Origin of the sequence: Variovorax sp. 38R, assembly GCF_014843395.1 — a bacterium.
GTDB lineage: Bacteria > Pseudomonadota > Gammaproteobacteria > Burkholderiales > Burkholderiaceae_C > Variovorax > Variovorax paradoxus_H.
The window spans coordinates 1,437,667-1,462,829 of the sequence record NZ_CP062121.1; the positions used below are offsets into that span (position 1 = coordinate 1,437,667).

The window sequence follows — 25,163 nt, forward strand, 5'->3', positions numbered from 1 at the left end:
ACGACCACGGGCGGTCGTTGCCTTCCTCCGCCGTTGATACCGCGCCCGCCCTCTGTGAACCGAGCTCGAAGAATATGAACAAGTCTTACCGAAGTATCTGGAATGAAGCCCTGGGGGCCTGGGTTGCGGCGTCTGAACTGACTTCGGCGCGAGGGAAGAAGAGCAAGTCGCGCGTGGCGACTGTGGCTGCTTTGGTGGTGGCGGGAGCGGCGGCGGGGTATGGGGGCGGGGCGTTGGCTCAATACGCGCTCAACGGGAGTACGGCAACAGATGAATCGATAGCTATCGGCAGCAGTAACGCTAATGGTGACCGGGCCACTGCATCGGGCAACGGGGCTGTCGCGATAGGACAAAACGCGAAAGCAACCGGTGGCGTCGCCATAGGCGGCAGTGCCAACGCCTTTGGCACAGGGGCTGTCGCGATGGGGCAATCTGCGCTTGCCAACGGCACCCACGCCATTGCCATCGGGCAACAGGCCAACGCGGTCAGTGGCGGCGTCGCCCTTGGATACAACGCCCAGGCACCGCAGGATGCCGCTGTTGCCATTGGATGGGGCGCGAATGCGACTGGATCGGCCTCAGGCATAGCCATCGGAGATCGCTCCAACGCCACGGGGACCAACGCCATTGCCATCGGGGGCAATGCCGGCGCGACGGCCACGTCGGCGAACGGTGCCGGCGCCCTCGCGGTGGGTTCAGGCGCGCAAGCCACGGGAATTGGGGCGGTGGCGTTCGGTGGCCTGGGCGGCACAGCCGGTGGCTCCCGCGCCACCAATACGTATGCCGTCGCCATCGGTGCAGCAGCTCAGGCGACAGGGTCCGGGGCTGTCGCGCTTGGCGGCGACGCCACCAGTGCCGCGGTCGCGGCTGGCACCAATTCCCTGGCTTTCGGGGCGGGCGCCACAACGAATACAGGTACGTCTGGTGCCGTAGCCATGGGCGCCAACGCTCAGGCCACGGCCTCTGACGCGTTCGCCATGGGCACGGGAGCCAAGGCCAACGTTGCCGGCGCGATGGCATTGGGCTTGAACGCGCAGGCGATTTCAGCCAACGCGATTGCCATCGGTGCCAATGCGATTGCCAGCACTGCAACTGCGACGTCCAGCGCGACGATCGGCTCGGTGACCTACTCGGGTTTCGCCGGCGCTGCGCCCATTGGCGTGGTCAGTGTGGGCTCGCTCAACAACGAGCGTCAGATTGCCAACGTCGCGGCAGGACGGATCACCGCGGCCAGCACGGATGCCATCAACGGCAGTCAGTTGTTTTCGACGCTGAGCACGACCAACAGCAGCATCAGCAGCCTGTCGACGTCGACGTCTTCAGGGCTGAGCACAGCCTCCAGCGGCATATCGAGCCTTTCCACCGGCCTGAGCACTACGAACAGCAACGTCGGCAGCCTGTCGACGTCTACCTCTTCGGGTCTGAGCACGGCAAGCAGCCGCATCAACAGCCTGTCGACTTCGACGTCTTCGGGTCTGAGCACGGCCACGAGCGGTATCTCCAGCCTGTCTGCGGGCTTGAGCACCACCAACAGCAATGTCAGCAGTCTTTCGACGTCCGCATCGTCGGGTCTGAGCACGACCAACAGTCGCATCGACAGCCTCTCGACATCAACGTCGTCCGGCTTGAGTACGGCCACGAGCGGAATTTCGAGCCTGTCCACGGGGCTGAGCACCACGAACAGCAACGTGAGCAGCCTTTCGACGTCAACGTCGTCGGGTCTGAGCACGGCGACCAGTGGCATCTCCAGCCTGTCCACTGGCCTGAGCACCACGAATAGCAACGTGAGCAGTCTGTCGACGTCCACGTCGTCTGGCCTGAGCACCAGCAGCAGCCGTATCGACAGTCTCTCGACGTCGACTTCGAGCGGGTTGAGCACGGCGACCAGCGGCATTTCCAGCCTGTCGACCGGCCTGAGCACGACGAACAGCAACGTCGGCAGTCTGTCGACCTCCACATCGTCGGGTCTGAGCACGGCAAGCAGTCGCATCAACAGCCTGTCGACTTCGACGTCGTCCGGTTTGAGCACGGCCACGAGCGGTATCTCGAGCCTGTCCACGGGACTAAGCACTACGAACAGCAACGTCGGCAGCTTGTCGACGTCCACATCGTCGGGCCTGAGCACGACCAACAGCAACGTCAGCAGTCTTTCGACCTCCACCTCGAGCGGCCTGAGCACGGCAACCAGCGGCATCTCGAGCCTGTCCACAGGTCTGAGCACCACGAACAGCAACGTGAGCAGCCTGTCGACGTCCACGTCGTCTGGCCTGAGCACCAGCAGCAGCCGCATTGACAGTCTCTCGACGTCGACTTCGAGCGGGTTGAGCACGGCGACCAGTGGCATTTCGAGCCTGTCCACGGGGCTGAGCACCACCAATAGCAACGTCAGCAGCCTGTCGACGTCCACGTCGAGCGGCTTGAGCACGGCGACCAGTGGCATCTCCAGCCTGTCCACTGGCCTGAGCACCACGAACAGCAACGTCAGCAGCCTGTCGACCTCGACGTCGTCGGGCCTCAGTACAGCCACCAGCGGTATCTCGAGCCTGTCCACGGGCTTGAGCACCACGAACAGCAACGTGGGCAGTCTGTCGACGTCCACGTCGACCGGCCTCAGCACGACCAACAGCCGCATCGACAGCCTGTCGACGTCGACGTCGAGCGGTCTGAGCACCGCCACGAGCGGTATATCGAGCCTGTCCACCGGCCTGAGCACAACGAACAGCAATGTCAGCAGCCTGTCGACTTCCACGTCGTCGGGTTTGAGCACGGCTACCAGCGGCATCTCCAGCTTGTCGACAGGCCTGAGCACGACAAACAGCAATGTGTCCAGCCTCTCGACCTCGACGTCGAGCGGTCTGAGTACGGCGAGCAGTGGTATCTCGAGCCTGTCCACCGGCTTGAGCACGTCCAACAGCAACGTCAGCAGCCTGTCGACTTCGACTTCGTCCGGCCTGAGTACGGCAACCAGCGGCATCTCCAGCCTGTCGACCTCGACGTCGAGTGGTTTGAGTACGACCAACAGCCGCATCGACGGCTTGTCTACGGGGCTGAGCACGACAAACAGCAACCTGGACAGCCTGTCGAGCTCGACTTCGTCCGGTTTGAGCACGGCGACCAGTGGCATCTCCAGCCTGTCGACTGGCCTCAGCACGACGAACAGCAACGTCGGCAGCTTGTCGACCTCCACCTCGAGCGGATTGAGCACCGCCACCAGCGGAATCTCCAGCCTGTCTACTGGCTTGAGCACGACGAACAGTAACGTCAGCAGTCTCTCGACCTCGACGTCGTCGGGTCTGAGCACAGCGAACAGCGGCATCTCCAGTCTGTCGACCGGTCTGAGCACCACGAACAGCAATGTCAGCAGTCTTTCGACCTCGGCGTCCTCGGGCCTGAGCACGGCCACGAGCGGCATCTCGAGCTTGTCCACCGGCCTAAGCACCACGAATAGCAACGTGAGCAGCCTGTCGACCTCTACGTCGTCGGGTCTGAGCACGGCCACAAGCGGAATTTCCAGTCTTTCGACTTCGACGTCGAGCGGCTTGAGTACGACCAACAGCCGTATCGATAGCCTTTCGACGTCCACGTCGTCAGGCCTGAGCACGACCAACAGCAATGTGAGCAGCCTGTCGACGTCGACGTCGTCGGGTCTGAGCACCGCGACCAGCGGAATCTCTAGCCTGTCGACTGGCCTGAGCACCACCAACAGCAATGTCAGCAGCCTGTCGACGTCCACGTCATCGGGCCTGAGCACGGCGACCAGTGGTATTTCGAGTCTGTCCACCGGTCTGAGCACGACGAACAGCAATGTGAGCAGTCTGTCGACGTCGACCTCGTCTGGCCTGAGCACCGCGACCAGCGGTATCTCGAGCCTGTCCACCGGATTGAGCACGACGAACAGCAACGTGAGCAGCTTGTCGACTTCGACGTCGTCGGGTCTGAGCACGACCAATAGCCGAGTCGACAGCCTGTCGACGTCCACGTCGAGCGGTCTGAGCACGGCGACCAGTGGCATCTCCAGCCTGTCGACTGGCCTGAGCACGACGAACAGCAACGTCAGCAGCCTCTCGACCTCGACGTCGTCGGGTTTGAGTACGGCCACGAGCAGCATCGACAGCCTGTCGACGTCTACGTCGAGCGGTCTGAGCACCGCGACCAGCGGGATCTCGAGCCTGTCCACGGGCCTGAGCACCACGAACAGCAACGTGAGCAGTCTGTCGACGTCCACGTCGTCCGGCTTGAGCACGGCTACGAGCAGCATCGACAGTCTGTCGACGTCTACGTCGAGCGGTCTGAGCACCGCGACCAGCGGGATCTCGAGCCTGTCCACAGGCCTGAGCACGACCAACAGCAACGTCAGCAGCCTGTCGACTTCCACGTCGAGCGGCCTGAGCACGGCTACGAGCAGCATCGATAGCTTGTCGACGTCTACTTCGAGCGGTCTGAGCACGGCGACCAGTGGAATCTCGAGCCTGTCCACTGGCCTGAGCACGACGAACAGCAGCGTCAGCAGCCTCTCGACATCCACGTCCTCTGGGCTGAGCACCACCAACAGCAATGTGGGAAGTCTTTCGACTTCGACGTCGTCTGGTCTGAGCACGGCCACGAGCAGCATCGACAGCTTGTCGACTTCTACTTCGAGCGGCTTGAGCACGGCGACCAGTGGCATCTCCAGCCTGTCGACTGGCCTGAGCACGGCCAACAGCAATGTCAGCAGCCTGTCGACCTCGACGTCGTCGGGCCTGAGCACGGCCACGAGCAGCATCGATAGTCTTTCGACATCGACGTCTTCCGGGCTAAGCACTGCCACCAGCGGCATCTCCAGTCTTTCGACTGGCCTGAGCACCACGAACAGCAATGTCAGCAGCCTGTCGACCTCGACGTCGTCGGGTCTGAGCACGGCGACCAGCGGCATCTCCAGCCTGTCCACTGGCTTGAGCACGACGAACAGCAATGTGAGCAGCCTTTCGACCTCGACGTCGTCGGGGTTGAGTACGGCCACGAGCAGCATCGAAAGTCTGTCGACTTCGACATCGTCGGGTCTGAGTACCGCCACGAGCAACATCGACAGCCTGTCGACGTCCACTTCGAGCGGCCTGAGCACGGCGACCAGCGGTATCTCCAGCCTGTCCACGGGTTTGAGCACCACGAACAGCAACGTCAGCAGCCTGTCGACCTCGACGTCGAGCGGTTTGAGCACGGCCACGAGCAACATCGACAGCCTGTCGACGTCCACTTCGAGCGGCCTGAGCACCGCGACCAGCGGCATCTCGAGCCTGTCTACTGGCCTGAGCACGACGAACAGCAACGTCAGCAGCCTCTCGACTTCTACCTCGTCGGGCTTGAGCACGGCTACGAGCAGCATCGATAGTCTGTCGACTTCTACGTCGTCCGGGTTGAGCACCGCGACCAGCGGCATCTCGAGCCTGTCTACTGGCCTGAGCACGACCAACAGCAACGTCAGCAGCTTGTCGACTTCGACGTCATCGGGTCTGAGCACTGCCACGAGCAGCATCGACAGTCTGTCGACGTCCACTTCGAGCGGCCTGAGCACGGCGACCAGCGGTATCTCGAGCCTGTCTACTTCCACGTCGTCGGGTCTGAGCACCGCCACGAGCAGCATCGACAGTCTGTCGACGTCCACTTCGAGCGGCCTGAGCACGGCGACCAGCGGTATCTCGAGCCTGTCGACCGGTCTGAGCACCACGAACAGCAATGTGAGCAGCCTGTCGACTTCGACGTCGTCGGGCCTGAGCACTGCGACCAGCGGCATCTCCAGCCTGTCTACTTCCACGTCGTCGGGTCTGAGCACCGCCACGAGCAGCATCGACAGTCTTTCGACATCGACGTCATCCGGTTTGAGCACCGCGACCAGCGGCATCTCCAGCCTGTCCACTGGTCTGAGCACTGCTACCAGTGGCATCTCCAGCCTGTCTACCGGCCTGAGCTCGACCAACAGCAACCTGGACAGCCTGTCGACGTCCACGTCATCGGGCTTGAGCACGGCGACCAGCGGTATCTCCAGCCTCTCGACTGGTCTGAGCACCACGAACAGCAACGTGAGTAGCCTGTCGACGTCCACGTCCTCGGGTCTGAGTACGGCTACCAGCAGCATCGACAGTCTGTCGACGTCCACCTCGTCCGGTCTGAGCACCGCGACCAGCGGTATCTCCAGCCTGTCCACCGGACTGAGCACGACGAACAGCAACGTCAGTAGCCTGTCGACTTCGACGTCGTCGGGTCTGAGCACAGCTACGAGCAGCATTGACAGTCTGTCGACGTCTACCTCGAGCGGCCTGAGCACTGCGGCCAGTGGTATCTCTAGTTTGTCCACCGGCCTGAGCACGACGAACAGCAACGTGAGCAGCCTGTCGACCTCGACGTCGTCGGGTTTGAGCACAGCCACGAGCAACATCGACAGTCTGTCGACGTCTACCTCGAGCGGCCTGAGCACCGCGACCAGCGGCATCTCGAGCCTGTCCACTGGTCTGAGCACCACGAACAGCAACGTCAATAGTCTTTCGACCTCGACGTCGTCCGGGTTGAGCACGGCTACAAGCAGCATCGACAGCTTGTCGACGTCGACTTCGAGCGGTCTGAGCACGGCGACCAGTGGCATCTCCAGTCTGTCCACCGGCTTGAGCACGACCAACAGCAATGTGAGCAGCCTGTCGACCTCGACGTCGTCGGGTCTGAGCACGACCAATAGCCGCATCGACGGTCTCTCGACCGACATCGGCAGTCTGTCTACCGGACTGAGCACGACGAACAGCAACGTCAGCAGCCTGTCGACCTCGACATCGTCCGGTCTCAGCACGGCCACGAGCAGCATCGACAGTTTGTCGACGTCTACTTCGAGCGGTCTGAGCACTGCGACCAGTGGTATCTCCAGCCTGTCGACCGGCCTGAGCACGACGAACAGCAACGTCAGTAGCCTGTCGACTTCTACGTCGTCGGGTCTGAGCACTGCTACGAGCAGCATCGACAGTCTTTCGACGTCGACCTCGTCTGGCCTGAGCACCGCGACCAGCGGCATCTCGAGCTTGTCTACCGGCCTGAGCACGACCAACAGCAATGTGAGCAGCTTGTCGACTTCCACGTCGTCGGGTCTGAGCACGGCTACGAGCAGCATTGACAGCTTGTCGACGTCTACATCGAGCGGCCTGAGCACGGCGACCAGTGGCATCTCGAGTCTGTCGACTGGCTTGAGCACGACCAACAGCAACGTCAGCAGCTTGTCGACTTCCACGTCGTCGGGTCTGAGCACGGCCACGAGCAGCATCGATAGCCTGTCGACGTCGACCTCGTCTGGTCTGAGCACGGCGACCAGTGGCATCTCGAGTCTGTCGACTGGCTTGAGCACGACCAACAGCAACGTCAGCAGCTTGTCGACTTCCACGTCGTCGGGTCTGAGCACGGCCACGAGCAGCATCGATAGCCTGTCGACGTCGACCTCGTCTGGTCTGAGCACCGCGACCAGCGGCATCTCGAGCCTGTCTACTGGCCTGAGCACGACCAACAGCAACGTCAGCAGCTTGTCGACTTCGACGTCATCGGGTCTGAGCACTGCCACGAGCAGCATCGACAGTCTGTCGACGTCCACTTCGAGCGGCCTGAGCACGGCGACCAGCGGTATCTCGAGCCTGTCGACCGGTCTGAGCACCACGAACAGCAATGTGAGCAGCCTGTCGACTTCGACGTCGTCGGGCCTGAGCACTGCGACCAGCGGCATCTCCAGCCTGTCTACTTCCACGTCGTCGGGTCTGAGCACCGCCACGAGCAGCATCGACAGTCTTTCGACATCGACGTCATCCGGTTTGAGCACCGCGACCAGCGGCATCTCCAGCCTGTCCACTGGTCTGAGCACTGCTACCAGTGGCATCTCCAGCCTGTCTACCGGCCTGAGCTCGACCAACAGCAACCTGGACAGCCTGTCGACGTCCACGTCATCGGGCTTGAGCACGGCGACCAGCGGTATCTCCAGCCTCTCGACTGGTCTGAGCACCACGAACAGCAACGTGAGTAGCCTGTCGACGTCCACGTCCTCGGGTCTGAGTACGGCTACCAGCAGCATCGACAGTCTGTCGACGTCCACCTCGTCCGGTCTGAGCACCGCGACCAGCGGTATCTCCAGCCTGTCCACCGGACTGAGCACGACGAACAGCAACGTCAGTAGCCTGTCGACTTCGACGTCTTCGGGCCTGAGTACAGCCACGAGCAGCATCGATAGTCTGTCGACCTCCACGTCGTCTGGCCTGAGCACCGCTACGAGCAGCATCGATAGCTTGTCGACCTCTACTTCGAGTGGTCTGAGCACCGCGACCAGCGGCATCTCCAGCTTGTCCACCGGCCTGAGCACCACGAACAGCAATGTCAGCAGCCTCTCGACCTCGACGTCGTCTGGCCTGAGCACCGCCACGAGCAGCATCGATAGCTTGTCGACGTCTACTTCGAGTGGGCTGAGCACTGCGACCAGTGGCATCTCCAGTCTGTCCACGGGTCTCAGCACCACGAACAGCAATGTCAGCAGCCTGTCGACTTCTACGTCCTCGGGTCTGAGCACGGCCACAAGCAGCATCGACAGTTTGTCGACGTCTACGTCGAGCGGTCTGAGCACTGCGACCAGTGGCATCTCCAGTCTGTCCACGGGTCTCAGCACCACGAACAGCAATGTGAGCAGCTTGTCGACCTCGACGTCCTCGGCTCTGAGCACGGCTACAAGCAACATCGATAGTCTCTCGACCTCTACGTCCTCGGGACTGAGCACCGCGACCAGCGGTATCTCGAGCTTGTCTACCGGTCTGAGCACGACCAACAGCAACGTCAGCAGCTTGTCGACTTCTACGTCGTCGGGTCTGAGCACGGCCACGAGCAGCATCGATAGCCTGTCGACGTCGACCTCGTCTGGTCTGAGCACCGCAACGAGTGGTATCTCCAGCCTTTCCACGGGCCTGAGCACCACGAACAGCAATGTGAGCAGCTTGTCGACCTCGACTTCTTCGGGTCTGAGCACTGCGACCAGCGGCATCTCGAGTCTGTCCACGGGCCTGAGCACGACCAACAGCAATGTGAGCAGCCTGTCGACCTCGACTTCGTCGGGTCTGAGCACGGCCACGAGCAGCATCGACAGCTTGTCGACGTCTACTTCGAGCGGTCTGAGCACGGCGACCAGTGGTATCTCCAGCCTGTCGACCGGCCTGAGCACCACCAACAGCAACGTCAACAGCCTGTCGACTTCCACGTCGTCGGGTTTGAGCACGGCCGCGAGCAGCATTGACAGCCTGTCGACGTCGACGTCGTCCGGCCTGAGCACTGCCACCAGTAATATCTCGAGCCTGTCCACGGGCCTGAGCACCACCAACAGCAACGTCAGCAGCCTGTCGACCTCGACGTCGAGCGGCCTCAGTACCGCAACCAGCGGAATCTCCAGCCTGTCGACGGGACTGAGCACCACCAACAGCAACCTGGACAGTCTCTCGACGTCCACGTCGTCCGGCTTGAGCACCGCCACCAGCGGCATTTCCAGCCTGTCGACTGGACTGAGCACCACCAATAGCAACGTCAGCAGCTTGTCGACCTCGACGTCGTCGGGCTTGAGCACGGCCACAAGCAGCATCGACAGTTTGTCGACGTCTACGTCGAGCGGCCTGAGCACGGCGACTAGCGGTATCTCCAGCCTGTCGACTGGCCTGAGCACCACGAACAGCAATGTGAGCAGCTTGTCGACCTCGACGTCGTCGGGTCTGAGTACAGCCACGAGCAGCATCGACAGCCTGTCGACATCCACATCGAGTGGGTTGAGCACCACGACCAGCGGTATCTCGAGCTTGTCCACCGGCCTGAGCACCACGAATAGCAATGTCAGCAGCCTGTCGACTTCGACGTCGTCCGGTCTGAGCACGGCTACGAGCAGTATCGACAGTCTGTCGACCTCGACATCGTCTGGCCTCAGCACGGCTACCAGCGGGATCTCCAGCTTGTCCACGGGTTTGAGCACGACCAACAGTAATGTCAGCAGTCTCTCGACTTCTACGTCGTCTGGTTTGAGCACGGCGACGAGCAGTATCGACAGCTTGTCGACGTCAACCTCATCCGGCCTGAGCACTGCAACGAGCGGTATCTCCAGCCTGTCCACGGGCCTGAGCACGACCAACAGCAACGTCAGCAGTCTCTCGACCTCGACGTCGTCGGGTCTGAGCACCGCTACGAGCAGCATCGATAGCTTGTCGACGTCTACGTCGAGTGGCCTGAGCACTGCGACCAGTGGAATCTCGAGCCTGTCCACGGGCTTGAGCACCACGAACAGCAACGTGAGCAGCCTGTCGACGTCCACGTCGTCCGGCTTGAGCACGGCCACGAGCAGCATCGACAGTTTGTCGACGTCTACGTCGAGCGGCCTGAGCACGGCGACTAGCGGTATCTCCAGCCTGTCGACTGGCCTGAGCACCACGAACAGCAATGTGAGCAGCTTGTCGACCTCGACGTCGTCGGGTCTGAGTACAGCCACGAGCAGCATCGACAGCCTGTCGACATCCACATCGAGTGGGTTGAGCACCGCGACCAGCGGTATCTCGAGCTTGTCCACCGGCCTGAGCACCACGAATAGCAATGTCAGCAGCCTGTCGACTTCGACGTCGTCCGGTCTGAGCACGGCTACCAGCGGGATCTCCAGCCTGTCCACGGGCTTGAGCACGACCAACAGTAACGTCAGCAGTCTCTCGACTTCCACGTCGTCAGGTCTGAGCACGGCGACGAGAAGCATCGACAGCCTGTCGACGTCCACTTCGAGTGGCCTGAGCACGGCGACCAGTGGGATCTCGAGTCTGTCCACGGGCTTGAGCACCACGAACAGCAACGTGAGCAGCCTGTCGACGTCCACGTCCTCCGGTCTGAGCACTGCGACCAGTGGGATCTCGAGCCTGTCCACGGGCCTGAGCACCACCAACAGCAGCCTGGACAGCCTGTCGACATCTACTTCGAGTGGTCTGAGCACCGCCACCAGCGGCATCTCCAGCTTGTCCACTGGCCTGAGCACCACCAACAGCAACGTCAGCAGTCTGTCGACTTCCACGTCGTCAGGTCTGAGCACCGCCACCAGTGGCATCTCCAGCTTGTCCACTGGCCTGAGCACCACCAACAGCAACGTCAGCAGTCTGTCGACTTCCACGTCGTCGGGTCTGAGCACAGCCACGAGCAGCATCGACAGTCTGTCGACGTCTACTTCGAGTGGCCTGAGCACTGCCACCAGCGGCATCTCCAGCCTGTCCACTGGCCTGAGCACCGCAACCAGCGGCATCTCCAGCCTGTCCACGGGTTTGAGCACGACGAACAGCAACGTGAGCAGCCTGTCGACGTCCACGTCGACCGGGTTGAGCACGACCACGAGCAGCATCGATAGCTTGTCGACCGGCTTGAGCACCGCGACCAGTGGTATTTCCAGTCTGTCGACGGGCCTGAGCACCACCAACAGCAACGTGGGCAGCCTGTCCACCGGTCTAAGCTCTGCAACCAGCGGTATCTCCAGTCTGTCGACTGGTCTCAGCACCACCAATAGCAATGTCGGCAGCCTGTCGACTGGTCTGAGCACCGCCACCAGTGGCATCTCCAGCCTGTCGACTGGTCTCAGCACCACGAACAGCAACGTCAGCAGCTTGTCGACGTCCACGTCGTCCGGCCTGAGCACGGCGACCAGCGGTATCTCGAGCCTGTCCACCGGCTTGAGCACCACGAACAGCAACGTGAGCAGCCTGTCGACGGGGCTGAGCTCTGCCACCAGTGGCATCTCCAGCTTGTCGACTGGTCTCAGCACGACGAATGGCAATGTGAGCAGCTTGTCGACGTCTACGTCGACCGGGTTGAGCACGACCACGAGCAGCATCGATAGCTTGTCGACCGGCCTGAGCACCGCGACCAGTGGTATTTCTAGTCTGTCGACGGGCCTGAGCACCACCAACAGCAACGTGGGCAGCCTGTCCACCGGTCTGAGTTCTGCAACCAGTGGCATCTCCAGCCTGTCGACTGGTCTCAGCACCACCAACAGCAATGTCGGCAGCCTGTCGACCGGCCTGAGCACCACCAACAGCAACGTCGACAGCCTCTCCACCTCGACCTCGTCGGGCTTGAGCACCACGACCAGCAGCATCGACAGCCTGTCGACCGGCCTGAGCTCGACCAACAGCAACGTCAGCAGCCTCTCGACCTCGTTCTCGTCGGGCCTGAGCACCGCCACCAGCGGCATCTTCAGCCTGTCGACGGGCCTGAGCACGACGAACAGCAACGTGAGCAGCCTGTCGACGTCCACGTCGAGCGGCCTGAGCACGGCGAACAGCGGCATCGGCAGCCTGTCCAGTGGCTTGAGCACCGCCAACAGCGGCATCTCCAGCCTCTCGACCGGCCTGAGCACGACGAACAGCAACGTGAGCAGCCTGTCGTCGGGCCTGAGCACGGTCACCAGCAGCGTCGGCAGCTTGTCCACCGGCCTGAGCACGACCAACAGCAATGTCGGCAGCTTGTCCACCGGCTTGAGCACGACGAACAGCAACGTGAGCAGCCTGTCGACCGGCCTGAGCACGACCAACAGCAACGTCGACAGCCTGTCGACGGGCCTGAGCACGACCAACAGCAACGTCAGCAGCCTGTCGACGGGCCTGAGCACCACCAACAGCAACGTCGGCAGCCTGTCGACCGGCCTGAGCACGACGAACAGCAACGTGAGCAGCCTGTCGACCGGCCTGAGCACGACCAACAGCAACGTCAGCAGCCTGTCCACCGGCCTGAGCACCACCAACAGCAACCTGGACAGCCTGTCTACCAGCGTGGGTGGTGCGGCCAGCGGCCTGGCCAGCCTGTCGACCTCGACGTCGACCGGCCTGAGCACGGCCACGAGCAGCATCAGCAGCCTGAGCACGACGGTCAACACGATCAACGACAAGGGCACGAAGTACTTCCACGCCAACTCGACCAACACCGACTCCATTGCCAGCGGCCAGGAAGCGGTGGCGATCGGGCCGCGTACCGAAGCCAGCGGCGCCAACTCCTTCGCCGCCGGCAACGGCGCGAAGGCCACGGCCGACGGCGCGGTGGCGGTGGGCTTCGGGGCGCAGGCCACGGGCACCAACGCGATCGCCATCGGCACGGGGGCGCTGGCTACCGGTTCGCAGGCGATCGGTGCCAACTCCCGCGCGGGCGGCGGCGGTGTGGCCCTGGGCGACCGGGCCGATGCCGGCGGCACGCCGCTGAGCAAGGCACAGAACATCTCGCAAGGCACGGCCATCGGCTTCGGCGCGGTGGTGCAGCAGACCGGCGGCGTGGCGCTGGGTGCGAACTCGGTGGCCTCGACGGCGGCGGGCATGGTCGGCTACGTGCCGGGCAGCGCGAACGCGGAGCAGGCCGCGGCCATCCGGGCGACGACCAGCACGCAGGGCGCGGTGTCGGTGGGCGATGCGGCCAACGGCCAGTTCCGCCAGATCACGGGGGTGGCAGCCGGCACGGCCGACAGCGACGCGACCAACGTGGCGCAGCTGAAGGCAGCCTCGGCGGCCTCGAAGGCCGGCAGCGTGCAGTACGCCACCAACCCCGACGGGTCGGTGAACTACAACCAGATCACGCTGGGCGCCGGCGAAGCGGCAGGCGGCACGCGCATCAGCAACGTGGCGCCAGGCGTGCTGCCGGGCGATGCGGTCAACCTGGGGCAGTTGCAGCAGGTGCAAAAGCAGGTGGGCGACGTGGCGCGCATCGCCTACTCGGGCACGGCGATGGCCTTCGCGATGTCGGGCACCTACCTGCCCACGCTGTACCCTGGCGAGAAGACGATCGGCGTCGGCCTGGGCTCGTACCAGGGCTACAGCGCCGTGGCGCTGACCTTCAAGGCCCTGTCGGACGACGGCAAGATGTCCTGGGGTGCGGGCCTGACCTCCACCGGCAAGGAGTGGGGCGTGAACGCGGGTATCGGCTGGAAGTGGAAGTAAGTCGCTGAGCGAGCAAGCGCCAGGCTGACGCCCGGCCCCGGTGGCTCCCGCGCCCAGTGCGCGGGAGCCCTTGTTTTTTGGTACACACTTCGGCCATGCGCATCGGTATTTCAGTCCTCTCCCACGCGGGGCAGAACATCTGGGAAAACGGCATGGGACAGAACGTCCTGTTCCTGGCCCGGCTGCTGCAACGCATCGAATTCGTCGAGTCCGTCACGCTCATCGACGCGGGCGACCAGCACGCCATGCCGCCGCAGGTCGACCTGTCTGGCATGGGGCTCACGCTGGGCCGCGCCCGCGAGCTGACCGACGCGCTCGACGTGGTCATCGAAATGGCGGGCGCCCTCGACCTGCAGTGGCTGTCGTACTTCCGCGCCTGCGGCGGGCGCGTGGCCTTCCACGGCGTGGGGCAGCCCTTCGTGGCGCTGGCCGAGCCGATCGTCTTTGCCGACAAGGGGCACTTCGGCGCCACCGACCGCTGCGACGAGATCTGGCTGCTGCCCAAGGACGCGGGCTTTGCGCCGATGATGCGCACGCTGCACCGCTGCCCGGTGCACGAGGTGCCGTACCTCTGGTCGCCGCAGTTCCTGGCGCAGCGCGTCGACGAGGTGCAGGCGCAGGGCTTCCGCTTCGGCTACCAGCCGCGCACGGCGGAACAACCGGGTTTTCGGGTGGCGATCTTCGAGCCGAACATCTCGGTCGTGAAGTCGTGCAGCATCCCGATGCTGATCACCGACGAGGCCTGCCGCGCCAACCCGGAGCACGTCGCGGCGATGCACGTGCTCAACACGCTGCACCTGAAAGACCATCCGACGATGCTCTACCTGGCGAACTCGCTGGACCTCGTGCGCCAGCACAAGGCCACCTTCCACGGGCGGCACGACTTCGCGGGCTTCATGGTGCAGCACGCCGACGCGGTGGTGTCGCACCAGTGGCAGAACGACCAGAACTACAGCTACCTCGACGCGCTGTACGGCAACTACCCGCTGGTGCACAACTCGCCCTGGCTGCGCGACGCCGGCTATTACTACCCCGACTTCGACATCGCCGTCGGTGCCGAGCAACTCGCCGCCGCCGTGCGCGGCCACGACACGCAGCTCGACGACTACCGCGCGCGCAGCCAGCGCGTGTTCGACGCGATCGATCCGATGCACCCCGCCAACATCGACGGCTACGCGCAGCGGTTGCTGCACCTGGTCGGCGGCGACCCGGCGTTCCGTGCCGGCAACGCGAAGGTGGCGGTATGAGCGACGTGCAGAACCACACCGCAGGTCCGCGCGCAGCCGCTTCACCGACCCGCCTGAAGGTCGGCGTCTCCATCTTCATCCGCAAGGGCGAGCAGAGCCTGTGGGAGAACGGCGTCTACCAGAACTGCCTGTTCCTCGTGATGCTGCTGCTGCGTTCGCCCTGCGTCGAGCGCACGGTGCTGGTGGCCGGCGGCGGCGACGGCGGCCCGGCTGATGCGACCAACTTCCTCGCCGATTCGCCGGTGCCGATCATCGACATGGCCACCGCCGCGCACGAGCTCGACCTCATGATCGAGATGAGTGCGCAGCTGGGGCGCGACTGGTCGGTGGCGTTTCGTGAACGCGGCGGCAAGATCGTTTCGATGCGCGTGGGCAACGACTACGTGATCGACATCGAACGGATGATCTTCAACAAGCCGCACGGCATGCTGGTCAGCGGTGCGCCGTACGACGAGGTGTGGACGCTGCCCGAGTACGAAACCTCCTGCAAGCCGTACTTCGCGAGCACCTTCCGCGCGCCCACCAAGCTCATGCCGCACCTGTGGAGCCCGATGGTGGTCGAGAAGGCGATGGCGCGCGGCACCGACGGCAAGCGCTTCGCCTACGAGCCGGGCCGCAAGCAGTGGCGCGTCGCCATCTTCGAGCCCAACATCTGCATGGTGAAGACCAGCTTCATCCCGATGCTGGGCTGCGAGTCGGCGCACCGCGCGCAGCCGCGCCTCATCGAGAAGATGTGGGTCTACAACAGCTTCCACCTGAAGGACAAGCCGAACTTCGTCGCCTTCGCCCAGAGCCTCGACCTCGTGCGGCACGGCCTGGCGACTTTCGAAGGGCGCTTTCCGCTGTACCAGGTGCTGCCGGGCGCGATCGACGCGGTCTTTGCGCACCACTGGGAGAACGCGCAGAACTACCTTTATTACGAGGCGCTGTACGGCGGCTGGCCGCTCATCCACAACTCGCACCTGATCGGCGACTGCGGCTACCGCTACCACGGCTTCGACTGCGAGGAGGGCGGGCAGGCGCTGCGGCGCGCGTTCGCCGAGCACGACGCCAACCTGCCGGCCTACCGCGAACGCGCCCGCGCACTCATCGCGAAGCTCGACCCGGAAGGCGAGGAGAACGTGCGCCTCTACTCCGCGGCCATCGAGAGCCTCTACGCGTGAAGGCGACACCGATGAACGTCCTTGCCCGATTCACCGCTGCAGCCTGGGCGCTCGCGATGGCCGGCAGCGCGCTCGCGCAAGGCGTGCTGGCCCCGCCCGCGGCGCCGCAAGACACGCTCACGCGCGCCGCCGCCAGCGTCGGCATCCAGCGCTGCCTGCCCGCCATCACGCGACTGGCCTCGCTCACCGTGCAGGGCAGCCGCGCGCACGACGTGCTGCTCGACTGGGACCGCAAGCGCCCCGACGCCGGCCCGGTGTTCTCGCTGGTCGGCATCCAGTACCCGAACGCGGGCGTGGCCGCGTCGATCACCGCGATTCCTGACGACAGCGGTGCCTGCACCGTGGCGGCCGAGCGCATCTCGGTCGCGCCTTTCACCTGCGCCAGCGTGGCCGAGCAGGAACTGAAGAACTACAAGCGCACGCCGCTGCTGCCGATCTACACGGTCTACACCGACGACAAGGAGCCGACCTCGTCGGTCTCGCTGATCGATTCGCCGCCGGGCTGCCTCGTGATCCGCCGCTACGTCGAGTACGGCTGGCGCGATCCGAATGCGCCGATGCCGGCCGCCGCGCCGGCCGGGCAGGCGCCCAAGCGCCGCTGATCCGGGCCTGATTCAAGGGCTTGCGCGGGCCCATCTCCGACACGCGCGAACGCCCTTGACCGGCCCCGGCGCGGGCCGCATCCGCCCAAGAATGGACGGACGCCGCGCGCTCCGGTGCGGCACAAGGAGACCCCATGCCACTGGCGACCCTGATCGGCCGATGGGCGATGCAGCCTTTCTCCAAAGCCCTGCCACCGCTGGGCGACACCGAGCGCGCCGCGCTCGAGGCCGGCACGGTCGGGTTCGAAGGCCAGCTCTTTGCCGGGCGCCCCGATTTCGACGCGCTGACGGCCGCCGGCCCCAACCAGCTCAGCGCGCGCGAAGAAGCCTTTTTGTCGAACGAAGTGCCCGCGCTGTGCCGCATGCTCGACGACCACGCCATCGACCAGGCGCGCGACCTGCCGCCCGAGGTGTGGCGCTTCCTGCGCGAGAAGCGCTTCTTCGGAATGATCATTCCCGAGGCATTCGGCGGCCTGGGCTTCGGCCACTTCGCACATGCCTCGGTGGTGGCGCGCATCGCGAGCGTCAACGTCGCGACCGCCGTGACGGTGATGGTGCCCAACTCGCTCGGGCCGGCCGAGTTGCTGCTGCGCTACGGCACCGACGCGCAGAAAGACCACTACCTGCCGCGCCTGGCCGATGGCCGCGAGCTGCCGTGCTTCGGCCTGACCTCGCCCTATGCGGGCTCCGACGCAGCCGCGATTCCTGATCGCGGCGTGCTCGTCGAGTGCGAGTTCCAGGGCCGGCGCACGCGCGGCTTCCTGGTCGATTTCGACAAGCGCTACATCACGCTCGCGCCGGTCGCCACCGTGGTCGGCCTCGCGTTCCATGCCATCGACGAGAGCCGGCCCGAAGGCCATCGCGAACTCGGCATCACCTGCGCGCTGATTCCGGTGCCGCACGAGGGCATGGAGATTGGCCGGCGCCACCGCCCGATGGACAGCGCCTTCATGAACGGCCCGATCCGCGGCCGGCAGGTGTTCGTGCCGATGGACTGGGTCATCGGCGGCGAGCCGCAGGTGGGGCAGGGCTGGCGCATGCTGATGGAATGCCTGGCCGCGGGCCGCGCCATCTCGCTGCCCGCGTTGGGCTCGGCCATGCAGCAGACCGCGCTGTACGTGAGCAACGCCTACGGCCAGATCCGCGAGCAGTTCGGCCTGCCGGTGGGCAAGTTCCATGCGGTGGCGGGGCTGGTCGCGCAGATGTCGGCGCAGCTGTACGCGACCGATGCGGCGCGCCGCTTCACGGCCGCCGCGCTCGACAACGGCGAGCGGCCCAGCGTGGCCAGCGCAATTCTCAAGGTGCAGCTCACCGAGGCCGGGCGGCGCGCGGTCAACCACGGCATGGACATCCTCGGCGGCAAGGGGATCATCTCGGGCCCGTCGAACCTGCTCGGCGTGGCCTACCGGCAGGCGCCGATCGCGATCACGGTGGAGGGCGCGAACATCCTCACGCGCGCGCTCATCGTGTTCGGCCAAGGCGCGGTGCGCTGCCACCCGCACGTGCTCGATGAAATGGCGGCGGTGCAGGCCAAAGACGAAACGGCACTGGGCCAGGCGCTCATCGCGCACGGCAAGCATGTGGCGCGCAACCTGTGGCACAGCCTCTTCGGTGCGCCGGTGCTCGGCGATCCGCCCGAGGCGCTGGCGGCCGAAGCACGGCTCATCGCGCGCATGAGCGCCAAGTACGCGCTCACCGCCGACCTGGCGATGGGGCTGCTCGGCGGCAAGCTCAAGCGCATGGAGCTGCTGTCGGCGCGGCTGGGCGACGTGCTGGCCCACCTGTACCTGGCGAGCGCCTGCGTGTGGCGCTTCCGCGTCGATGCGGCGCCCGAGCTGCTGCCCTTTGCGCAGGCGGCGATCCGGCTGCAACTGGACGAGGCCGGCAAGATCCTGCGCGACCTGTACGCCAACCTGCCGACGCCGGGGCGGCGCCTGCTCGGCGCGCTGGTGCTGCGCCGCACCGCACACCTGGCGCCGCTGCGCGATGTGCAGCTGATGGCGCTGGCCGAGCTGCTGCGCACGCGGCCGGAGGTGGTCGCGCGTCTCGTGCCCGATCTGGCCGAGCCTGGCCCGGGCGGCCTGCGCGACCTGATGCAGGCGATGGCGCTCGGCGCGCAACTGGGTGACGAGACCGCCGCGCTCAACAAGGTGCTGCGCCGCACGCGCTCGCTCGACGAGGCCGCGCGCTCGGCCACCGACCCTGCGCTGGCGCTGGCTTATCTGCAGGCGGCCGACAAGGTGATCCAGGTCGACGACTTCGAGGGGCCGGCGCGCAATGCGGACGGCACCGTCGCCGATCTCAACCGCGCGCCTGCTGCGCAGCAGCCAGCGCCGTCAGGGCAGCCGCCGTCTGCTCGTCCGCCGGAAAGAACGACTCCACCGCGAGTTCCTGCAACGTGACGTCCACCGGCGTGCCGAAGATCGTGATGGTGCTGATGAAGCTCAGCACGCCGCTCGGCATGACCACCTGGAACGGCACGGCCACCGCCGACAGCGCGGTGTCGAGCAGCGGCGCGTCGTGGCTCACGGCCGGCGGCGGGTAGCCCTCCAGCTCGTCGTGCAGCGCCTGCAGCACGGTGTCGCCGGTGGCGGCGATCTGCTGCTGCAGCCGTTCGAGCAGGTGCGTGCGCCATTGCGCGAGGTTCGCGATACGCGGCGCCACGCCCTCGGGGTGCAGGCTCAGCCGCAGCACGTTGATGGGCGGCTTCAGCAACTCGGCCGAGCAGCCTTCCATGAGCAGCGGCACCAGCGCGTTGTGCGCCACCAGGTTCCAGTGCCGGTCCACGGCCAGCGCGGGGAAGGGCTCGTGGCCCTTCAGCACCAGGTCGATGGCGCGGCGCGCCGAGGCCATGGCGGGGTCGTCGAGCGAGCGCTGGCGGTACATGGGCGCGAAGCCGGCGGCCACCAGCAGCGCGTTGCGCTCGCGCAGCGGCACGTCGAGCCGTTCGGCCAGGCGCAGCACCATCTCGCGGCTGGGCGCGGCGCGGCCGGTTTCCACGTAGCTCAGGTGGCGGGTCGAGACCTCGGCCTCCTGCGCCAGGTCGAGCTGGCTCAGGCGGCGGTGGGTGCGCCAGTGCCGCAGGTGGGCGCCGAACGGATCACGCGCGCCGGGAAGGCCGGCGGCGGCGGCCTTGGACGAATGGGGGCGGGGGGTGTTCATGGAGCCGCATTCTGGCGCGACGGCGGCGCCGCGCCATGACCTCCCAGGTCATCGACGCGATCCACGCCCGGCGGAATCATCGACCCCAACGCAGCAGGACTGGCCTGCAGCGTACCCACCCAGGAGATTCACATGTCTGTTTTCGCTTCCCCCCGCTTCCTGTCGAACGTGATGTGGGCCGATGCCGCTTCGTGCGCCGCGACCGGCGCGCTGCAGGTGGCGTTCACCGACGTTCTTGCCAGCCTGACCGGCCTGCCGGCCTGGCTGCTTATGGGCACCGGCGTGTTCCTGCTGGCCTACGCAGCCGCCGCCGCCTTCATGGCCAGCCGCGCCACGCCGCCGCGCACGCTGATCGGCCTTGTGGTCGTCGGCAACTTCGCCTGGGCCGTGGCCTGCGTGGCGCTGCTGGTCAGCGGCGTGTTCGCGGTCACCGCGCTCGGCATGGCCTGGGTGCTGGCGCAGGCGCTGTGCGTGGTCGTGCTGGCCGAGCTGCAATGGACGGGGCTGCGCCGCACCCGGGGCGGTGCGCAGATGGCGATGGCCTGAGCGCTTGACCGTCCGCCATACGTCCGCTGCACGCCCGCCGCACCCCGTGCGGCGGGCGTTTTTGCTATGAGAACCATAGTTTTGAGAGAGCCCGACAAGGAAGACTGACTACAACGACTGACATTGAACCTCGCTATCCTTGAGAGGCTTCCACGAACACACAGGAGTCCTCTCATGGCCAAAGCCCCGGCGCACGCGTTTGCGTCCACCCTCAAGACCTTCAAGACCGCGTCGGGAAAGTCCGGCAAGTACTGGTCGCTGAAGGAACTGGCCAAGCAGTACCCGTCCGTGGAGCGCCTGCCGGTGTCGATCCGCATCGTGCTCGAATCGGTGCTGCGCAACTGCGACGGCCAGAAGGTGTCGGCCAAGCACGTCGAAGAGCTGGCCCACTGGGCGCCCAATGCCGAGCGCACCGACGAAATCCCGTTCGTCGTCACCCGCGTGGTGCTGCAGGACTTCACCGGCGTGCCGCTGCTGGCCGACCTTGCCGCCATGCGCAGCGTGGCCGCCAAGCTGGGCAAGTCGCCCAAGACCATCGAGCCGCTGGTGCCTGTCGACCTCGTGGTCGACCACTCGGTGATGGTCGACTACTACGGCACGCCCAAGGCGCTCGACCTCAACATGAAGCTGGAGTTCCAGCGCAACAACGAGCGCTACCAGTTCATGAAATGGGGCATGCAGGCCTTCGACACCTTCGGCGTTGTGCCGCCGGGCTTTGGCATCGTGCACCAGGTCAACCTCGAGTACTTTGCGCGCGGCGTCTACAAGAGCCCGGCCGACAAGAGCGACACACCGGTGTACTACCCCGACTCGCTCGTGGGCACCGACAGCCACACCACCATGATCAACGGCGTCGGCGTGGTCGGCTGGGGCGTGGGCGGCATCGAGGCCGAGGCCGCCATGCTGGGCCAGCCGGTCTACATGCTCACGCCCGACGTGGTGGGCTTCGAGCTCACCGGCAAGCTGCGCGAAGGCGTCACGGCCACCGACCTGGTGCTGTACGTCACGGCCATCCTGCGCGGTGAAAAGGTGGTGGGCAAGTTCGTCGAATTCTTCGGCCCTGGCGCGGCCTCCATCGCCGTGCCCGACCGCGCGACCATCGGCAACATGGCGCCCGAGTACGGCGCCACCATGGGCTTCTTCCCGGTCGACGAGATGACCGTGGCGTACTTCGAAGGCACGGGCCGCACCAAGGAAGAGGTCGAGCGCTTCGCCGCCTACTACAAGGCGCAGGGCCTGTTCGGCATGCCCGCGCCGGGCGACATCGACTACACCAAGATCGTCAAGCTCGACCTGGGCACCGTGTCGCCCAGCCTGGCCGGTCCCAAGCGCCCGCAGGACCGCATCGACCTGGGCCACCTGTCGACCAAGTTCGCCGAGCTGTACAGCAAGCCCAACGACGCCAACGGCTTCAACCAGCCGGCCGAGAAGCTCAAGCAGCGCTACCCGCTGGTCAGCGCCGGGCAGGGCGGCGACGAAGAGGTGGCGCCGCCGCCCGCTGGTTCGCCGCGCGAACTGGTCGAGATGGTCGCCAACCGTTCCACCAAGGCCGCGGCCCACACCAGCGCCACGGCACCGCCCGCGCCCAAGGGCCAGATCACGATCGGCAACGGCGACGTGCTCATCGCGGCCATCACCTCGTGCACCAACACCTCCAACCCGAGCGTGATGCTCGCGGCCGGCCTCTTGGCCAAGAAGGCGGTGGAAGCGGGCCTGAAGGTGCAGCCGCACATCAAGACCTCGCTGGCCCCGGGCTCGCGCATCGTCACCGAGTACCTCGAGAAGGCGGGCCTGCTGACGTACCTGGAGAAGCTGGGCTTCTACCTCGCGGGCTACGGCTGCACCACCTGCATCGGCAACGCCGGCGACCTCACGCCCGAGATCAACGAAGCCATCACCAAGAACGACCTCATCGGCGCGGCCGTGCTGTCGGGCAACCGCAACTTCGAGGCGCGCATCCACCCGAACCTGAAGGCCAACTTCCTGGCCTCGCCGCCGCTGGTGGTGGCTTTTGCCATCGCGGGCAACGTGCTGACCGACCTCATGACCCAGCCCGTGGGCAAGGGCAAGGGCGGCAAGGACGTGTACCTGGGCGACATCTGGCCCACGCCGAAGGAAATCGACGACAACCTGCGCTTCGCCATGAACGCCAAGTCGTTCCGCGCGAACTACGAGAAGGTGAAGACCGATCCGGGCAAGTTCTGGACGAGCATCAAGGGCACGACCGGCCAGGTGTACGACTGGCCAACGTCGACCTACATCGCCGAGCCGCCGTTCTTCGAAGGCTTCCAGATGCAGCCGCACGCGTCCGACGCGGGCATCCAGGGCGCGCGCGTCATGGCGCTGTTCGGCGACTCGATCACCACCGACCACATCTCGCCGGCCGGCTCCATCAAGGAAAGCTCGCCCGCGGGCATCTGGCTCAAGGCGAACGGCGTGCCCAAGGCCGACTTCAACAGCTACGGCTCGCGCCGCGGCAACCACGACGTGATGGTGCGCGGCACCTTCGCCAACGTGCGCATCAAGAACCTGATGATTCCGCCGGACGCCAACGGCACGCAGGAAGAGGGCGGCGTCACGCTGTTCCAGCCGGGCGGCGAGAAGATGTTCATCTACGACGCCGCCATGAAGTACATGGAAGCCGGCACGCCGACCATCGTGTTCGGCGGCGAGGAGTACGGCACCGGCTCGTCGCGCGACTGGGCCGCGAAGGGCACGCAGTTGCTGGGCATCAAGGCCGTGGTGGCGCGCAGCTTCGAGCGCATCCACCGCGCCAACCTGGTCGGCATGGGCGTGCTGCCGCTGCAGTTCCGTGGCGCCGACTCGTGGCAGACGCTGGGCCTCACGGGCGAGGAAAAGATCGACGTCGTGATCGGCGGCGAACTCAAGCCGCAGATGGACGTGAAGCTGGTCGTGCACCGCGCCGACGGCACGCACCAGGAGGTGACGGTGCGCCTGCGCATCGACACGCCGATCGAGGTCGATTACTACAAGCACGGCGGCATCCTGCCGTTCGTGCTGCGGCAGCTGCTGGCGGCCTGACGGGTTGGGTTTGATCCGCGTCGGACTCATCTCCGACACCCACGGCCTGCTGCGTCCGCAGGCCGTGGCGGCCTTGCAGGGCAGCGACTTCATCGTGCACGGCGGGGACATCGGCGACGCCGGCATCCTCGACGCACTCGCCGCGATCGCGCCGCTGACGGTGGTGCGCGGCAACAACGACCGCGAGGCGTGGGCCGAGGCCATTCCCGAGACCGCCGTGCTGCAGCTCGGCGGCGTGCGGCTGCTGGCGATCCATGATCTTTCCGAACTGAGCGGTGACCCGGCGGGCGAGGGCGTTCGCGTGGTCGTGTCCGGCCACTCGCACCAACCCAAGGTCGAAGAACGCGGCGGCGTGCTCTACGTCAACCCGGGCAGCGCCGGCCCACGCCGATTCAAGCTGCCTATCGCCGTGGCCGAGCTGATCGTCGACGGCGACACCGTCAGCGCACGCATCGTCGAACTGCCCCTGTGAGCGGGGCGGGGTCGAATACCCATAATTGAGAATAAATCTTATTTGATGGGGTATCCTCGGGCCGTTCGTTGAAAAATGCACCACATCGGGGCATTTTCAAAGGACATTCTTCTGCTCCGAGATGCTCATTCCCTTTCTCATCATGCTGCGCGAAGGCATCGAAGCCGCGCTGATCGTCGGCATCGTTGCCAGTTACCTCAAACAAAGCGGTCGTGGGGTGCTGATGCCCGCGGTGTGGGTCGGCGTGCTGCTGGCCACTGCGCTGTCGCTGTTTGCCGGCGCCGGCCTGCAACTGCTGGCGGCCGAGTTTCCGCAGAAGCAGCAGGAGCTGTTCGAAGGCGTGGTGGGGCTCATCGCCGTGGTCATGTTGACCACGATGGTGTTCTGGATGCGCAAGGCGGCGCGCTCCATCAAGGGCGAGCTGCACGCGTCGATCGACAAAGCGCTGGCGCAGCATGCCGACGGGCAGGGCTGGGCGCTCATCGGCATGGTGTTTCTCGCGGTCGCGCGCGAGGGGCTGGAGTCGGTCTTCTTCCTGCTGGCCGTGTTCCAGCAGAGCACCGGTTGGGAAGCCCCCGTGGGCGCGCTCGCGGGCATCGCCGTGTCGGTGGTGGTCGGCTGGGGCATCTATTCGGGCGGCGTGCGGCTCGACTTGCGCCGCTTCTTCCGCTTCACGGGCCTGTTCATCCTGCTGGTCGCGGCCGGGTTGCTGGCCGGCGTGCTGCGCAAGCTGCACGAGGCCGGCGTGTGGAACCAGCTGCAGACCGTGGTCTTCGACATGAGCGAAACCCTGCCGATGGACAGCCCCGTGGGCGCCGTGCTGTCGGGCCTGCTGGGCTACCAGGCCGCGCCTGTGGTGGGCGAGGTGATCGTCTACCTGGCCTTCCTGGCCGTGGCCCTGTTCTTCTTCCTGCGCCCGGCTGCTGCTGCGGCGCCGCGCACGGCCACCGCCGGCTGATCTTTTT

Annotated in this window: 10 protein-coding genes and 2 pseudogenes; 11 read left to right on the forward strand and 1 reads right to left on the reverse strand. The window is 65.5% G+C overall.

The features are described from left to right. Positions 1 to 74: 74 nt before the first annotated feature. From IG196_RS32320 to IG196_RS06410, 7 genes and pseudogenes are all read left to right on the forward strand, one after another. Positions 75 to 155 (forward strand): annotated as a pseudogene (locus IG196_RS32320) (ESPR domain-containing protein); the annotation flags it as partial. Between the two features lie 267 nt (positions 156 to 422). Continuing rightward, a pseudogene (locus IG196_RS32325) lies at positions 423 to 8,909 on the forward strand (beta strand repeat-containing protein); the annotation flags it as partial. 3,207 nt (positions 8,910 to 12,116) lie between these two features. Further along, complete coding sequence (locus tag IG196_RS32330) at positions 12,117 to 13,964, forward strand: YadA family autotransporter adhesin (protein ID WP_412556386.1); 1,848 nt, start codon at positions 12,117 to 12,119, stop codon at positions 13,962 to 13,964. A 95-nt stretch (positions 13,965 to 14,059) separates the two neighbouring features. Continuing rightward, on the forward strand, positions 14,060 to 15,211 hold the full coding sequence (locus IG196_RS06395) for a DUF2827 domain-containing protein (RefSeq protein ID WP_192195463.1): 1,152 nt from the start codon (positions 14,060 to 14,062) through the stop codon (positions 15,209 to 15,211). Continuing rightward, positions 15,208 to 16,374 carry a DUF2827 domain-containing protein gene (locus tag IG196_RS06400; protein ID WP_192195464.1) on the forward strand — a complete coding sequence of 389 codons (1,167 nt, stop codon included), beginning with the start codon at positions 15,208 to 15,210 and terminating at the stop codon, positions 16,372 to 16,374. The genes IG196_RS06395 and IG196_RS06400 overlap by 4 nt, the downstream gene beginning before the upstream one ends. 11 nt (positions 16,375 to 16,385) lie before the next feature. Beyond that, positions 16,386 to 16,976, forward strand: a complete 591-nt coding sequence (locus IG196_RS06405; protein ID WP_192195465.1) for a hypothetical protein — start codon at positions 16,386 to 16,388, stop codon at positions 16,974 to 16,976. Positions 16,977 to 17,110: 134 nt separating this feature from the next. Beyond that, positions 17,111 to 19,378 carry an acyl-CoA dehydrogenase gene (locus IG196_RS06410; protein ID WP_192195466.1) on the forward strand — a complete coding sequence of 756 codons (2,268 nt, stop codon included), beginning with the start codon at positions 17,111 to 17,113 and terminating at the stop codon, positions 19,376 to 19,378. Here IG196_RS06410 and IG196_RS06415 read toward each other — a convergent pair. Beyond that, entirely contained in the window at positions 19,278 to 20,138 is an 861-nt protein-coding gene (locus IG196_RS06415; protein WP_192195467.1) for a helix-turn-helix domain-containing protein, read from the reverse strand. The two genes, IG196_RS06410 and IG196_RS06415, sit on opposite strands and share 101 nt — an antisense overlap. A gap of 132 nt (positions 20,139 to 20,270) precedes the next feature. Here IG196_RS06415 and IG196_RS06420 point away from each other — a divergent pair, with 132 nt between their 5' ends. From IG196_RS06420 to efeU, 4 genes are all read left to right on the forward strand, one after another. Continuing rightward, positions 20,271 to 20,684: a hypothetical protein gene (locus tag IG196_RS06420; RefSeq protein ID WP_192195468.1), complete on the forward strand. Its 414-nt coding sequence runs from the start codon at positions 20,271 to 20,273 to the stop codon at positions 20,682 to 20,684. A 174-nt stretch (positions 20,685 to 20,858) separates the two neighbouring features. After that, positions 20,859 to 23,726, forward strand: a complete 2,868-nt coding sequence (locus IG196_RS06425) for an aconitate hydratase (RefSeq protein WP_192195469.1) — start codon at positions 20,859 to 20,861, stop codon at positions 23,724 to 23,726. Between the two features lie 10 nt (positions 23,727 to 23,736). Then, positions 23,737 to 24,198: a metallophosphoesterase family protein gene (locus IG196_RS06430; protein WP_192195470.1), complete on the forward strand. Its 462-nt coding sequence runs from the start codon at positions 23,737 to 23,739 to the stop codon at positions 24,196 to 24,198. A 121-nt stretch (positions 24,199 to 24,319) separates the two neighbouring features. Beyond that, positions 24,320 to 25,156 (forward strand): iron uptake transporter permease EfeU, encoded by an 837-nt coding sequence (gene efeU / locus IG196_RS06435; protein ID WP_099795612.1) that lies wholly within the window; start codon positions 24,320 to 24,322, stop codon positions 25,154 to 25,156. Positions 25,157 to 25,163 lie beyond the last annotated feature (7 nt).

What these genes read in the sequence shown, in the direction of transcription:
- IG196_RS06395 (WP_192195463.1), top strand. Translation starts at nt 14,060, where the DNA reads ATGCGCATCGGTATTTCAGTCCTCTCCCACGCGGGGCAGAACATCTGG.
- IG196_RS06400 (WP_192195464.1), top strand. Translation starts at nt 15,208, where the DNA reads ATGAGCGACGTGCAGAACCACACCGCAGGTCCGCGCGCAGCCGCTTCA.
- IG196_RS06405 (WP_192195465.1), top strand. Translation starts at nt 16,386, where the DNA reads ATGAACGTCCTTGCCCGATTCACCGCTGCAGCCTGGGCGCTCGCGATG.
- IG196_RS06410 (WP_192195466.1), top strand. Translation starts at nt 17,111, where the DNA reads ATGCCACTGGCGACCCTGATCGGCCGATGGGCGATGCAGCCTTTCTCC.
- IG196_RS06415 (WP_192195467.1), bottom strand. Translation starts at nt 20,138, where the DNA reads ATGAACACCCCCCGCCCCCATTCGTCCAAGGCCGCCGCCGCCGGCCTT.
- IG196_RS06420 (WP_192195468.1), top strand. Translation starts at nt 20,271, where the DNA reads ATGTCTGTTTTCGCTTCCCCCCGCTTCCTGTCGAACGTGATGTGGGCC.
- IG196_RS06425 (WP_192195469.1), top strand. Translation starts at nt 20,859, where the DNA reads ATGGCCAAAGCCCCGGCGCACGCGTTTGCGTCCACCCTCAAGACCTTC.
- efeU (WP_099795612.1), top strand. Translation starts at nt 24,320, where the DNA reads ATGCTCATTCCCTTTCTCATCATGCTGCGCGAAGGCATCGAAGCCGCG.